This window comes from Marinobacter sp., from assembly GCF_044799475.1.
GTDB lineage: Bacteria > Pseudomonadota > Gammaproteobacteria > Pseudomonadales > Oleiphilaceae > Marinobacter.
The window spans coordinates 770,006-784,622 of the sequence record NZ_CP085217.1; the positions used below are offsets into that span (position 1 = coordinate 770,006).

The window sequence follows — 14,617 nt, forward strand, 5'->3', positions numbered from 1 at the left end:
TTAACTTGCCAATGAAGAGGCCGGGAGCCAGAAAATGAAGAATAGAGCCGGAAGATTGAGCGCGGCCCAGGGAGCCAACAAGTTTGTTGGCGGCCTGATTGTCGCACTGATCGCACTGACCATCCTGCTCGTTGTGGTGCTGTTTATCATCAACAGGGACAGCCAGAACGACCAGGAATACATCGCCCATTCAAACGAACTCCGGGTACTTTCCCAGGAGATCGCGAAAAATGCGTCCGAGGCTGCCGGCGGCACTGCTGAGGCCTTTGACCAACTGCGGCGGTCGCGGGACGAGTTCTCACAGTTGTGGGGCTACCTCATCACCGGCAACCCGGATACCGGCCTTCCGCCCAGCGAACTGGCCGCCCGGAGTCCTGTACAGCAGACCTGGGATCAGGTCCGGGACAACGCAGAAAGCATCCTCAGCTCCCGGGAAGCTGTTCTTGGCCTCCACTCCGTGGCCCAGACCCTGAACGAAACCATCCCCCAGCTGCAGGTTGAATACGACGACATCGTGCAGATCCTGCTGGAAAATGACGCCCCGGCCGAACAGGTTGCCCTGGCACAGCGCCAGTCCCTGCTGGCAGAACGCATTGTACGTTCGGTCAACAACGTGCTATCGGGCGATGAAGACGCAGTTATTGCAGCCGACCGTTTTGGCCGCGACGCCGCCCTTTTCGGGCGGGTCCTGGAAGGCCAGGTTCAGGGCAATCCGGCCATGGGCATCTCACGTGTTGAAGATGAAGATGCCATCTACGGTCTGGAGGCGGTCGCCGAGCTATTCGAGTTTGTCTCCCAGAACGTTGACGCCATCCTTGAGGCCTCTCCCGACCTCTTCAAGGTTCGTCGCGCCGCCAGCGAGATCTTCCAGAACTCCCAGATCCTGCTGAACGAGACCTCCAACCTGTCTGATCAGTTCGCCATCCAGGCCAACTCACGCTTCATCAGCCCCGCCCTTGCCTATGTACTGCTGGCCGCCATGGCGGGCATCCTTGTACTGATCGGTCTTTCCCTGTACCGGGCAGCCCAGGAGCGGCTGGCAACCACCCAGGAGCAGAACGAACAGAACCAGAATGCGATCCTGCGACTGCTGGACGAACTGGCTGACCTGGCGGATGGTGACCTGACAACCGAGGCGACGGTAACCGAGGATTTCACGGGCGCCATCGCCGACTCCATCAACTACGCAATCGACCAGATGCGCGGGCTGGTACAGGCGATTCGTGGCACCGCCGTTCGGGTTGCCTCGGCGGCCCAGGAAACCCAGGCCACGGCCATGCACCTGGCGGATGCTTCCGAGCACCAGGCCCAGGAAATTGCCGGCGCGTCCGCGGCGGTCAACGAGATGGCGGTGTCCATCGACCAGGTATCTTCCAACGCGGCCGAGTCCTCGGCAGTTGCGGAGCGTTCCGTTGCCATCGCCAAGAAAGGCGCGGAAGTGGTGCAGAACACCATCCGCGGCATGGACAACATCCGTGAGCAGATCCAGGAAACATCCAAGCGGATCAAGCGTCTGGGTGAGTCCTCACAGGAAATCGGCGACATCGTATCCCTGATCAACGACATTGCGGACCAGACCAACATCCTGTCCCTGAACGCTGCCATCCAGGCCTCCATGGCCGGTGATGCAGGCCGGGGCTTCGCGGTGGTTGCGGACGAAGTTCAGCGTCTGGCGGAACGTTCGTCAGCGGCAACCAAGCAGATCGAGGCACTGGTCAAGACGATCCAGTCTGACACCAACGAAGCGGTTATCTCGATGGAGCATACCACTGCCGAGGTGGTCCGAGGTGCTCGTCTGGCTCAGGACGCCGGTGTCGCTCTGGAAGAAATCGAAAACGTTTCCATGAACCTCGCGGAACTGATCCAGAACATCTCCAACGCGGCCCGTCAGCAGGCTTCATCGGCGGCCCACATTTCCAACACGATGAACGTTATCCAGGAAATTACCTCCCAGACGTCCTCAGGCACCAACGCCACCGCCAAGTCGATCGGCAACCTGGCCGAGATGGCTTCCCAGCTGCGCTCCTCGGTATCCGACTTCACGCTGCCTGAGGAAGATGCGTCGGAAAGCGAGCAGGAAGAAGACAGTGACGTGCCGGTGGTAAGCTGAATGCCCCGCCAGAGTTGCTGACGGTTTATGGTTGAAACCCGGACAGACCCGTCAGCAGGTTCCGGCATCTGGTCCCTGCGCCGACTCCCGGAAATGGATGAGGCGCAGTTCAGTCAGTGGCGGACTCTGCTGGAGCACCGAACCGGCATGACGCTGACAGTCGAGCGCAAATCCTTCCTTGAGACCAACCTCGGGATCCGGATGCGCGAAATAGGCTGTAACAGCTATCAGGCCTACTACGAAAAAGTGGTATCGGGGCCGGAGGCGATTGCGGAATGGTCCATTCTGGTGGATCGCCTGACAGTTCAGGAAACCCGCTTCCTGAGAGATCCGGATGCCTTCCGCCTGGTATCGGATTACATTCTGACAAGGCCCCGGGAAGCCCTTAAAAAACGCCCCCTGGAGGCCTGGAGCGTGGGCTGTTCAACCGGTGAAGAGGCCTATACCCTGGCCATGCTGTTGAACGAAAGTATGACCAAGCTGGAGCTGCCACCACTTTTTGGTGTTACCGGCTCCGATATCAGCAAGCCGGCAATAGAAAAGGCCCAGCGGGGTCTGTTCAGTGCCCGCAAGCTGATCACCATGGACGAGGAGCTTAAAAACCGGTATTTCCGGCCAGCAGAACGGAATACCGTGGAAATTGTCGAGAGCATTCGGCAGCGAGTGTGTTTCACCCGGCTTAATGTGCTGGAACTGAACCATGCGCCAATGCACGGCATGAACATAATTTTCTGCCAGAACCTGCTGATTTACTTTCGTCGCTGGCGACGGCGCGAAATCGTAAAACGGCTTGCAGAGAGACTGGCACCGGGAGGCCTTCTTGTTCTGGGCCAGGGAGAGCTGACCGACTGGCAGCCTCCCTGCCTGCAACGGGTGCCCTCGGAAAATGTACTGGCGTGGATCCGCCGCCAGTCTGACGAAGAGTAACCGGAGTGGTTATGGGCAATCACCATGACAGCATCGCCCTGGACTGGGTTCGGGGCGAAATACAGGACACGCTGACCCAGGGTCAGCGCGCGCTTGAGGCATACGTCAACAATCGCGACGATACAGCGCGCCTGCGGTTTTGCCTGAATTATCTCCATCAGGTGCATGGCACCCTGCAGATGGTTGAGCTCTATGGGGCGGCACTGCTCACCGAGGAAATGGAAAAGCTGACCCAGGCAGTCCTCGATGAAACCGTGCTCAATGTGGAGGAAGCCGTTGAAATACTCATGCAGGCCATTCTGCAACTGCCACAGTACCTGGAGCATCTGGCCAGCAGCCGGGACGATTTTCCGCTGGTTCTGCTGCCGCTTCTGAACGATCTTCGCGCCGCAAGGGGCGAAGCTCTGCTGTCTGACACCTCTCTGTTCAAGCCGGACCTGACGCCAGCCCGATTCAAACCGTCAGCCCAGGCATCCCAGCGTCTTCAGGACCCCAATGTCCTTGGGCATATCCGCAAGCTCCGGCAGATGTACCAGTTCGCTCTCGCAGGCGTGGTCCGGGAAACTGACCTGGCGGCTCATTTTGACTACCTCCACAAAGTCATTCTGCGGCTGATCAAGCTCTGTCACCAGACGCCCAGGGCTGAGCTCTGGCGTGCAGCCGGAGGGTTTGTCGATTCCATACGAAGCGGCCATAACCCGGTCAACGCAGCGGTAAAATCGATCCTGCGGGAACTGGACAGCGAGCTCCGCAGACTCATCGATGAACACGTTGATATTCTCCAGCAACCTGTCCCTGAAGCGCTGTTCAAGCATCTGCTCTATTACGTGGCAAGGGCCAGAGACCTGGATACGCCCTACATCAGGGATCTGACCGTCCGGTATGGCCTTGACGAGGCTCTGCCCTCGGAGGCAGCCATGGATGAAGCAAGGGACCGGGTTTCCGGTCCGGGTCGCGAAGCCATTCATTCGGTTGTCAGCGCCCTCAACGAAGAGCTGGCCAAGCTGAAAGATCAGCTCGACCTGTTCGTGCGGGCAGAATTCCGTCAGAACAGCGAACTCGAAGAACTCCTGCCCGGCCTCCAGCAGGTCGCCAACACCCTGGCGGTACTGGGGCTTGGCATTCCACGGCGGGTCACCACCGAACAGATTGAAACAGTTGAAGCCCTGATCCAGCAATCAGATCCGGTGGACGACGGCACTCTGATGGATATCGCCGGTGCGCTTCTTTACATCGAAGCCACCCTGGCTGGGCTGGAAAAAGAAGGCACCTCCGAACGGGGACGTAGCGAACAAGCCATGGAGCCAGGTTCCAGGGAGCTGGGCGAGGCCAGCAGCGCCCTGCTGCGGGAGTCAAGAAATTCTCTGGAGCAGGTGAAGACCGCGGTGGTCAATTTCATCGCCTCCCAGTGGAATGAGCGCGAAATCGAGCACGTACCCGGCCTGTTGCACAGCATCCGCGGCGGCCTTCGCCTGATACCTCTCAACCGTGTTGCAGACATGCTGGAATCTGCTGAGCGCTATGTGACAGATGTCCTTCTCGAAGGCAAACGCATACCTGACTGGAGGCAGCTCGACACGCTCGCCGATACTGTTACCAGCATCGAGTATTACCTGGAACGAAAGGCGGAGGGCATCGAAGACAACGAAGCCATTCTGAGAATTGCCGAAGACAGCCTCAGCACTCTTGGCTTTCCTGTCGGTGCCGAGCCCACCTGGGACGCAGCGAAGGAAGACACAGCCGACGTCGGGGAGATTCCGGAGCCGGAAACTGCCAGCGATCTTGCCGAAACTGCGGACACGGATCTGGTGGATGACGAAATCCTGGAGATATTCGTTGAGGAAGCCGAGGAAGTACTGGCCACCATCCACATCTATTATCCGCGACTGCGTCAGCAGTACGACGACCGTGAAGCGCTCACTGAAGTCCGGCGTGCATTCCATACCCTCAAGGGCAGTGGTCGCATGGTCGGGGCCACCAGCCTTGGTGAACTGGCCTGGGGTGTGGAGAATCTGCTGAACCGGATCATAGACCAGAGCATCCGGCCCAGTGACGAAATATTTGCCCTGATCGATGATGTGGTCGAACGGGTTCCCTCGCTGATTCAGGAATTCCGCGCAGGCGAATACAGCGGCGATGTAGAGCAGCTCGCCGAGCGCGCCGAGGCACTGGCCACCACCCGCAAAACCGGCTCCGACGCAGGCGAGGAAGCCCCGGCGGCCGCTGGCGCGCCGGAACCTGAAAGCATCGAGCTGGGAGCGCCCGCTACTCCAGAAGAAGTGGCGGAAGAGGACGATCTCATTGATGATGAAATCCTTGAGATTTTCATCGAGGAAGCCGGGGAAGTTCTGGACACCATCCGGGAAAACCTGCCGGTTCTGGTTCGCCAGTACGATGACCGCTCGGCACTCGCCGAAGTCCGCCGTGCCTTTCACACCCTCAAGGGCAGCGGGCGGATGGTGGGCGCCACCGTATCTGCGGAGCTTTCCTGGTCGGTTGAGAATATGCTCAACCGGATCATAGATGGCAGTGTCTTCATGAACGACGACATTGCCCAGCTTCTGCAGGACGTAACCGATGTGCTGCCGGAGATGGTCGCCGATTTCGAGAACCGACGGCCCGTTTCCCGGGATGTAACCGTTCTTGAAGCCAGAGCAAAGGCCCTCGCCAATGGAGAGATTTCAGACACCCGGTCAATGCCCGTCGACGTTCCGGGTGCCTTGGCCCAGGACCCAGAAGAAACCAATGCCAGCGAGACGACGGTTGATCCCGTCCTGATCGAGATTTTCGAAAGCGAAACCGAAACCCACCTGCAGACACTGCAGGATTTTCTCCGGGATGCGGGAGACAAAACGTCAGTTGCCTTTACCGACGACCTGTCGAGAGCCCTGCATACCCTGAAAGGCAGCGCCCATACCGCAGGTATCGAGCCTATTGCCAGGGTGGTGACGCCCCTTGAGAAATTCATCAAGGACGCCCGCGCCGAAAATCGCCGGGCTGATCGTGAGGTCCTCGGCCTGATTGCGGACGTCTGTGAGTTCATCACCCACGGCCTTGCGCAGATCCGGACCAGCCCGCAGACCGAACTTCCCGGCACCGGAGACTTCCTGGCCCGACTGGATGAAATTGCCAGCCGGACCCTGGGTGACCGCAGACCCGCCGAGACTGAAGCTCTTGACCAGCAGGATCCACAGCTGATCAGCCTGTTTCTCAATGAGGGCCTGGATGTCCTGCTCGATGCCGATGCCATCATCGACGACTGGGCTGCCACCCCTGAACAGACAGATCAGTTCGACCTGCTGGTGCATGAACTCGGGAAACTCAGTGTCAGTGCCGATCAGTCCGGGATTACCGATGTGGCTGAACTGGCCGGCCTGCTGCACCAGGTTCATACAAGGGCCCGGGACGCAGGCGGAATGCCGGATGAGAGCTTCCTGCTGACGGTTAAAGAAGCACAGGAAAACCTCATCAACATGATGGACCAGGTTGCAGCCGGACTGGCGACCCGTCCCGATCAGTCCCTCATTGACGAGCTGGTATCCCTGAAAGACCAGGCGTCCAATGCCGCCATGGAACTTTACGAGGAGGAGTTTTCCGGAGAGCTCGAGGAGATTGACCAGAGCTTCGAGACCGATCTGGGAATTTCCCAGCCCGGCGAGGCTGAACAGCCCGAGGAAAACCCGGATGCCGCCAGCGACGCCGCCATGGACGCGGAACTTGCCGAGATCTTCCTCGAAGAAGCCGGAGATCTGATCGAGAGCACCGCCGATACGCTCCAGCAATGGAGCGAAAAACCGGAAAGCGTCGAATTGCTGCGCCTGCTGCAAAGAGACCTTCACACTCTCAAGGGCGGCGCACGGCTTGCGGACATCACCCCCATTGGCGACCTTGCCCATGAGCTGGAAACTCTGTTCGAAGGGCTCACCGAGCACCGCCTGTCGGTGACCGATGAGCTTTCCGACCTGCTTTTCCGTTGCCACGACCGACTTGCCAGCATGGTCGACGCCCTTCAGGCGGGGGAGGCGCCAAGGCCTGCACCGGATCTGATTGGTGAGATTCATAGTTACATGGGCCGCGCCAGCGGCAGCCGGCCGGTCACCCGTGTCGAAGAAACCGGAGAAACCGGCTCTGAAGAACTGCTCCTGGCAGAGACTGGCGAGCCTCCTGAGCCGGCAGAAGGGTCGGAAGAAGCAGACCCCGAAACAGTCGAACTCGACCCGGAACTGGCGGAAATCTTTCTTGAGGAAGCCGGTGAAATCATCAACACCACTGCGGAACAGCTGCATCAGTGGCAGGCAAATCCCGACCAGCCGGAGCTGGTCAAGGAACTTCAGCGCGAGCTCCACACCCTCAAGGGTGGTGCCCGCATGGCCGACATTTCGCCCATTGCCGACATCGCCCATGAAATGGAAACCCTGTTTGAGCGTATCGCGGAAGGCCGCATCTCGGCCACGGCGGCCCGGACCGAACTGGCTCTGCGTGCGCATGACCAGCTCGCAGCACTGGTAGAGGCCATAGCCGACCAGGGCCAGTGTCCGGCCGCGCCGGATCTGGTGAAAGAACTGCAGGAGGCGGTGACAGATACGCCAGCAGAAACGGCTGAAAAGGTCGAAGAACCGAGACTTGAGTCCCAGCCGGATCCGGATCAGGTGCTTCCCGATGTACCTGCAGAACGGCCGGAGGAGGCCGAACCGGCAGATACGGTAGCGGACCTGTCCCATCTGGATCCGGAGCTGATCGGTATCTTCCTTGAGGAAGCCTATGATCTGATCAATTCCACCGGCAGCGCACTCCACGCCTGGAGCGAGGACCCGGGTAACCGGGAACTGGCTAGACAGCTGCAGCGGGATGTTCACACCCTCAAGGGCGGGGCCCGCATGGCCGGTGTTGCCGCCATTGGCGATCTCACCCATGTGCTGGAAGATCTTTTCGAAAAGGTCGCCGAGGGCGAAATTGCCGCCTCTCCTGCCATGCATGAGCTGCTGTTCGCCTGTCATGACCGGCTGGCGCAGATGGTTGAGCAGGTGGCCACGGGGAAACCCTGTCCGCCGGCGGAAGAGCTGGTTGCGGAAGTTGAAGCCATCCTGCACGGCCGCGGCCCAGCGGCGGCGACCACCGAGCCGGAATCAGCAGGGAGAGTGGAGTCACCAACGGAGCTCGAGGCCCAGCTGGCCGGGGCCCGGGACGAAGACCTTACCGGGATCTTCCTGGACGAAGGCCTGGAGATTCATGCCGCCATCGAGGAATGCCTTGCCCAGTGGCGCGAGAATCCGGAAGAGCTCACCGGGGTCACCCGTCTGCAGCAGGAGCTGCACACCCTGACCGGGGGAGCGCGACTGTCTGATCTTGATGCCGTGGCGGATCTGTCGGAAGCCTGGCATGACAATCTCGAACCGCTGATCGAAGGTTCTGGCAATCAGCATGCGATGCTGGGGCTGAGTGATCAGGCTGTTGCCGGCCTGAAAAACATGCTGGTCGCGCTGGAGGAAGGCAGAAAGCCGGAGCCGGCACCGGAGCTGATTGCTGCTCTGAACGCCGTAACCGAAGCAGGACGGGCAGAAGCGGCTGAAGAAACCCCGGAAACTTCGTCGGGGGCTCCGGAAAGCGTCGACACCGAAGTGCTGGAAATTTTCCTCGAGGAAGCCGGAGAAATCCTGGACCAGCTCGAGACCATCATTGCCAGCTGGCAGAAGGAACCGGCGAACAGCCGGTTCAACCAGGAAGCCCAGCGCGCGCTCCATACTCTCAAGGGCGGCGCACGCCTGTCCCAGCTGGTACAGCTGGGTAACCAGGCGCATGCCCTGGAGACCAGGCTGATGGACCTCGGAGGCAATGAGCCGGACCAGACCGCCTGGCAGGCCATCAAATCCGACTTTGAAACCCTCACCGCCCAGGTGGCCGAGATCAGACGGCAGTACGAAGCAGCCGGCACTGTGAGCCCGGCACCTGCTTCCGAAGCTCCAGCAACGCCGGTGACAAAGATGCCGGAAGCCCCGGCTGCAAAATCGGCACCGGCGCCCCAGGCGCCGAAGCAGACAGCGAAGCAGAAAGCCTCCAGCCGCCAGGCGGAGGCTGCCCGCAGCGCCCAGGAAACCATCCGGGTTTCAGCGCCGCTGCTGGATGAGCTGGTCAACCTTGCAGGGGAGACCAGTATCACCCGTGGCCGCCTGGAGACCCAGACCAGCGACTTTGGCCACACCCTGGATGAAATGGCAGCGACCATTGAACGTCTGCGGGAACAGCTGCGGCGCATGGACATAGAAACAGAAGCGCAGATACTGTTCCGCGCAGAACAGGAGCACGGCCCGGATTACGGCGACGACTTTGACCCGCTGGAAATGGATCGCTACTCCTCCATCCAGCAGCTCTCCCGCGCCCTGAGTGAGTCCTCTTCAGACCTTGCGGATCTTCGCGAAACTCTGGCAGACAGGGTAAGGGATACCGAAACCCTGCTGGTCCAGCAGTCCCGTATTAACACGGAGCTGCAGGAAGGTCTGATGAAGACCCGGATGATTCCCTTTGCTTCCATGGTGCCGCGCCTTCGCCGGATTGTCCGTCAGATCAGTGGCGAGCTTGGCAAAAAGGTCGAGTTTGATGTCCGTAACGCCGAAGGTGAAATGGACCGAAACATTCTCGAGCGCATGATTGCGCCCCTTGAGCACATGCTGAGGAATGCCCTTGACCATGGCATCGAGGCACCGGCGGACCGGAAAAAATCAGGCAAGCCGGAAACCGGGGAAGTCACGCTGTCCCTGACCCGTGAAGGCGGCGATGTGGTGCTGCGGATGATCGACGATGGGGCGGGCATTCCCACGAAAGTCATCCGCGACAAGGCCATCCGCCAGGGCATGCTCCGGGAAGACGAGGAACTGAGTGATCGGGAGATTCTCCAGTTCATCCTCCAGCCAGGTTTCTCCACGGCCCAGAAGGTGACCCAGATTTCCGGCCGTGGGGTCGGCATGGACGTGGTTGCCAGTGAGATCAAGCAGCTTGGCGGCAGTCTCGATATAGATTCCATGCTGGGTAAAGGGACGACGTTCACGGTGCGTCTGCCATTCACCGTGTCAGTCAACCGCGCACTGATGGTATCCACCGGCGAGGACTTCTACGCCATACCGCTGAACACCATCGAGGGCATTGTCCGGGTCAGCACCTACGAGCTGGAAGAGTACTATCAGCCGGACGCGCCCATGTACGAATACGCGGGCCAGCAGTACCGCCTGCAGTATCTGGGCGGCCTGCTCCACAGCGAGCACCATCCAAAACTGCAGGGCCAGGCACTACCCCTGCCGGTCATTCTGGTGCGGGGCGCAGAACAGCCCATGGCACTCCAGGTGGACAGCCTGATGGGTAGCCGCGAAATCGTTGTAAAATCACTGGGCCCACAGTTTGGCTCGGTCCGGGGCGTTTCCGGGGCAACCATCCTGGGTGACGGCAACGTGGTGGTGATTCTTGACCTGCCGGCGATGATCCGCTCTGACATCCTGTCCGAGCGCCAGCGGCTTGCCCAGATGCAGGGCAGCGAGGAAACCCAGCGAAGGGAAGCCCGCCAGACGGTAGTCATGGTGGTGGACGATTCGGTCACCGTGCGCAAGGTTACTTCACGCCTGCTGGAACGCAACGGGATGGAAGTGATCACCGCAAAGGATGGTCTGGATGCCGTGGCCCAGCTTCAGGACCACCAGCCGGATATCATCCTGCTGGATATCGAGATGCCAAGGATGGATGGTTTCGAGGTTGCGAGCTTCGTGCGTCATGATGAAACCCTGAAGCATACGCCGATCTGCATGATCACCTCGCGAACCGGTCAGAAACACCGTGAGCGGGCGCTGGCGATCGGGGTCAATGAATACCTCGGCAAGCCCTTCCAGGAAACAGAGCTTCTGGAAACCATCCAGCGGCTGACCGGGAACACCTGATGTCCGGCCCTTCTGGCCGGCCCCGGGTCGGAATTGTCTCGGATAACGTTCTGCAGCGTCACCGTTTGCAGGAAGCTGTGTCCAGGGTCGGACTGAGGACCGGGTTTTCAGGAGCACCGGAACGCCTGCTGGGTTACCCGGAATTGCCGGAAGTCGAACTCTGGCTGGTCACGCTGGAAGATGAAGCAGATCACCCGGTGCTCTTTGATTTTCTGCTGGAGAACACCGAGGCGCCGATCCTGTTCGGAATCGACACGGCGCCCAAACCTGGCGGAATTGATTACTTCCGCTGGGAGCGGCGGCTCCACTTCAAGCTTGAGCAGCAACTGGGTGCCCTTGAAGAGTTCGATTCCGAGGCTACTCTGGTTGAACTGGCTGACGCACCGATTGACGCACCGGAAAGCGTCACCCTGCCCCAGTGGATTACACCGGCGGTTGCCGGAGAGCCGGCAGACCGGGTGTGGGTCCTGGGAGCCTCCCTTGGAGGCCCGGCCGCGGTAAAGGCATTTCTCGATCATCTGCCTGCCGGGTTGCCGACAGGCTTTGTCTATGCCCAGCACATAGATGGAAACTTTACCGATGTCCTGACCCGGGTGCTTGGACGGCACGCCCACTACCGGCTGGTCCGGGCCAGGGCCGGTATGCGCATATGCCATGGCGAAGTCGTTCTGCTGCCGGTGGACCATGAGTGGACCCTGGAACCGGATGGAACCCTGGTTGAAAAAAGCACTCCCTGGCCTGGCCCCTATGGTCCATCCATCGATCAGGTCCTGCTGAATGTGAGTGATCATTACCAGGGCCGCTGCCATGCCATACTGTTTTCCGGCATGGGCAACGACGGCGCCATTGCAGCACCAGTGCTCCGGGGCCGGGGCAGCCGGATATGGGTTCAGAACAGCGACAGCTGCGGCAACAGCTCCATGCCGGACTCGGTGGCAGAAACCGGCTGTACCAATTTCACCGGTAATCCGTTGCAACTGGCGCGGGAACTTGTAAAAACGATCGAGGAATCCTGCCTGCTTGCCCGCAGGGACTACCGGGTTCCTCCCGAGGACATCAAACATGAGCGATAGTAGCCCCATTCTGCCCTGCGTCATGATTCCAATGACCGATCGACAGCTTTTGCTGCCCAACGTATCCATTGCCGAGGTCGTGGATTACGTCGATGCCCGGGCGCAGGCTGACGGGCCAGCCTGGCTTGTCGGCAGACTCAGCTGGCGCGGCCAGGACCTGCCCGTCATTTCCTATGATGCGATCAACGGAGGCGTCACCGCCCTGCCGGACACTACCCGCGGACGGATTGCCGTGCTGAACACCATTGGCAGACACCACGATGCCCTGCCGTTTCTGGCACTCATAACCCAGGGCATTCCCAGCCAGGCGCGGCTGACCGAAGATCAGATTGTTCCCACGGAAGGAGATTCCGGTCCGGCTGACCTCATGGTAGTCGACGTGGAGGGCCACACGGCCTATATCCCCAATCTGGAATATCTCGAATCCCTGGTGGTGGAGAGCACAAACGCCTGAGGCGGGATGCAGGGATCGCCCGGACAATGTTATAATGTTTCATTATTTCCGTTCCGGTGTTCCCATGACAGTCAGCGCATTACCCTATCGTCCGCATAACCATGCTGCCTGCGTACAGGAAGCACTTACCGGTGCCCGGGACATCTGCCAGGCCAGAAACGTTCGCCTTACACCGACCCGGGAACGGGTGCTGGAACTGATCTGGCAATCCCACAAGCCGCTGGGAGCCTACGACCTGCTGGCCCTTCTCGGGGATGAAGGCTATAACGCCGCGCCTCCCACCGTTTACCGGGCACTGGACTTCCTGCAGCAGAATGGCCTGGTTCACCGGATCGCCTCGCTCAATGCCTTTGTCGGCTGCAACCGTGCGGGTAAAAACCACAACAGCCTGTTTCTGATCTGCAGGAGCTGCCGCAATGTGCTGGAGCTGACTGCCCCGGAAGTGTCCCGTACCATCGAAGAGGTCAGCAAAGCCGAAGGTTTCGTGGCAGAAGAAACGGGTGTTGAAATCACCGGGCTCTGCCCTGCCTGCAAAAAGGCCCCCGGCAATGAGTGAAACCCTCGTCAGAATCACCGGCGCAAGCATTGCCTTTGACGGAAAGCAGGTGATCAGGGACGTTGACCTGGCCGTAAACAGGGGCGACATCCTGACCATTATCGGCCCCAACGGCGCTGGCAAGACCACCCTGATCAAGGCCATCATTGGCGTACAGCGCCTTACCGAAGGCAGACTCTGGCGCCAGCCAGGGCTAACCATCGGCTATGTACCCCAGAGCATTCACCTGCAGCAGACCCTGCCTTTGACCGTACGGCGCTTCATGGCCATGACCGGGAAATCCGCGGCTGCGTGCAGCGAAGCACTGGAAGACACAGGCGTTTCACATCTTGCAGACGCCTCCGTCCATCGTCTGTCCGGCGGCGAGATGCAGCGGCTGCTGATTGCTCGGGCCCTGGCCCGGAAGCCCAGCCTGCTGGTCCTGGACGAGCCCGCTCAGGGCGTGGATATCAATGGCCAGGCATCCCTGTACGAACTCATCCGAGGCCTGAGGGACCGCCTGCACTGTGGTGTGATCATGATCTCCCACGACCTGCATCTGGTAATGGCCGCCACGGACCGTGTCATCTGTCTCAACCAGCACATCTGCTGCAGTGGCTACCCTGCGGACATTTCCCAGGACCCGGAATTCGTCAAGGTTTTCGGACGCTCGGTGGCGGACAGCCTGGCCATATACCACCACCACCACAATCATCGCCACGACCTGCACGGCGAAATCACCAGTGAGCCCGGCAGCCCACAACAGAATGGACACTGCGCGCATGGCGATCATTGATCAGATTCTTGGGGACTTCTTCTGGCGGGCCCTGATTGGCGGACTGGGGGTTGCCCTGGTGGCGGGACCGCTGGGCTGTTTCGTGGTGTGGCGTCGCATGGCGTATTTCGGCGACACGCTCGCCCACTCTGCCCTGCTGGGTGTTGCCCTGGGCTTCCTGCTGCAGTTGCCTTTCAATCTCACCATTGCGCTCACCTGCACCAGCATTGCAGTGCTATTGGTACTGCTGGCCCGCAGCCAGACTCTGGCTACCGATACGCTGCTTGGCATTCTGGCCCACAGCTCACTGGCCGTCGGCCTTGTGGCGCTGAGCTTCATGCCGGAGGTCCGGGTGGACCTCACGGCCTACCTGTTCGGCGACCTGCTGGCCATGCGGCGGAGTGACCTGATCTGGATCTATGGCGGGGCGGGTCTGGTTCTTGCCATGCTCTTCTGGCTCTGGCGCGGGCTGCTCATGAGCACCATCCACGAGGAACTGGCCAAGGTGGAGGGGGTGCCCGTCGAGCGGCTGCGCCTGGTGCTCATGCTCATGTTCTCCCTGGTGATTGCGGTGGCCATGAAGATTGTTGGCGTCCTTCTGATCACGGCCCTTCTGATCATTCCGGCCGCTACGGCCCGCCGCCTCGCCGGCAGTCCCGAACAGATGGTCCTGTTCGCCATGATAATTGGCATGGTGGCAGTAACTGCCGGGCTCACCGCCTCCTGGCACCTCAATAGCCCGGCCGGTCCTTCCATCGTGGTCGCTGCCTTTGCCCTGTTTGTGCTGGTTTATACCCTGCTCAGACAGCAGCGCAGCTGAACGG

At 60.2% G+C, this 14,617-nt stretch carries 8 protein-coding genes; all 8 read left to right on the plus strand.

Features of this window, described 5'->3' with window-relative positions:
- Positions 1 to 34 precede the first annotated feature (34 nt).
- The 8 genes from LG327_RS03585 to znuB all read left to right on the plus strand — a co-directional run bounded on the left by LG327_RS03585 (position 35) and on the right by znuB (position 14,613).
- Entirely contained in the window at positions 35 to 2,110 is a 2,076-nt protein-coding gene (locus LG327_RS03585) for a methyl-accepting chemotaxis protein (RefSeq protein WP_404365857.1), read from the plus strand.
- Positions 2,111 to 2,137: 27 nt separating this feature from the next.
- Positions 2,138 to 3,037 carry a CheR family methyltransferase gene (locus LG327_RS03590; protein WP_404365860.1) on the plus strand — a complete coding sequence of 300 codons (900 nt, stop codon included), beginning with the start codon at positions 2,138 to 2,140 and terminating at the stop codon, positions 3,035 to 3,037.
- Between the two features lie 11 nt (positions 3,038 to 3,048).
- Positions 3,049 to 10,956: an Hpt domain-containing protein gene (locus LG327_RS03595; RefSeq protein ID WP_404365863.1), complete on the plus strand. Its 7,908-nt coding sequence runs from the start codon at positions 3,049 to 3,051 to the stop codon at positions 10,954 to 10,956.
- Entirely contained in the window at positions 10,956 to 12,029 is a 1,074-nt protein-coding gene (locus LG327_RS03600; protein WP_404365866.1) for a chemotaxis protein CheB, read from the plus strand. The genes LG327_RS03595 and LG327_RS03600 overlap by 1 nt, the downstream gene beginning before the upstream one ends.
- The gene (locus tag LG327_RS03605) at positions 12,019 to 12,483 is read left to right on the plus strand and encodes a chemotaxis protein CheW (RefSeq protein WP_404365869.1); all 465 of its coding nucleotides are present in this window, start codon (positions 12,019 to 12,021) and stop codon (positions 12,481 to 12,483) included. Before LG327_RS03600 ends, LG327_RS03605 begins: the two co-directional genes overlap by 11 nt.
- Positions 12,484 to 12,547: 64 nt before the next feature.
- Complete coding sequence (locus LG327_RS03610) at positions 12,548 to 13,039, plus strand: Fur family transcriptional regulator (protein WP_404369200.1); 492 nt, start codon at positions 12,548 to 12,550, stop codon at positions 13,037 to 13,039.
- The gene (gene znuC, locus LG327_RS03615; protein ID WP_404365872.1) at positions 13,032 to 13,814 is read left to right on the plus strand and encodes a zinc ABC transporter ATP-binding protein ZnuC; all 783 of its coding nucleotides are present in this window, start codon (positions 13,032 to 13,034) and stop codon (positions 13,812 to 13,814) included. The genes LG327_RS03610 and znuC overlap by 8 nt, the downstream gene beginning before the upstream one ends.
- Entirely contained in the window at positions 13,801 to 14,613 is an 813-nt protein-coding gene (gene znuB, locus LG327_RS03620; RefSeq protein ID WP_404365875.1) for a zinc ABC transporter permease subunit ZnuB, read from the plus strand. The genes znuC and znuB overlap by 14 nt, the downstream gene beginning before the upstream one ends.
- Positions 14,614 to 14,617: the final 4 nt, after the last annotated feature.

Bases quoted from the DNA above. Each gene is read 5' to 3' on its own strand.
- LG327_RS03595 (WP_404365863.1), top strand. From the start codon at position 3,049: ATGGGCAATCACCATGACAGCATCGCCCTGGACTGGGTTCGGGGCGAA.
- LG327_RS03585 (WP_404365857.1), top strand. From the start codon at position 35: ATGAAGAATAGAGCCGGAAGATTGAGCGCGGCCCAGGGAGCCAACAAG.
- LG327_RS03590 (WP_404365860.1), top strand. From the start codon at position 2,138: ATGGTTGAAACCCGGACAGACCCGTCAGCAGGTTCCGGCATCTGGTCC.
- znuB (WP_404365875.1), top strand. From the start codon at position 13,801: ATGGCGATCATTGATCAGATTCTTGGGGACTTCTTCTGGCGGGCCCTG.
- znuC (WP_404365872.1), top strand. From the start codon at position 13,032: ATGAGTGAAACCCTCGTCAGAATCACCGGCGCAAGCATTGCCTTTGAC.
- LG327_RS03610 (WP_404369200.1), top strand. From the start codon at position 12,548: ATGACAGTCAGCGCATTACCCTATCGTCCGCATAACCATGCTGCCTGC.
- LG327_RS03605 (WP_404365869.1), top strand. From the start codon at position 12,019: ATGAGCGATAGTAGCCCCATTCTGCCCTGCGTCATGATTCCAATGACC.
- LG327_RS03600 (WP_404365866.1), top strand. From the start codon at position 10,956: ATGTCCGGCCCTTCTGGCCGGCCCCGGGTCGGAATTGTCTCGGATAAC.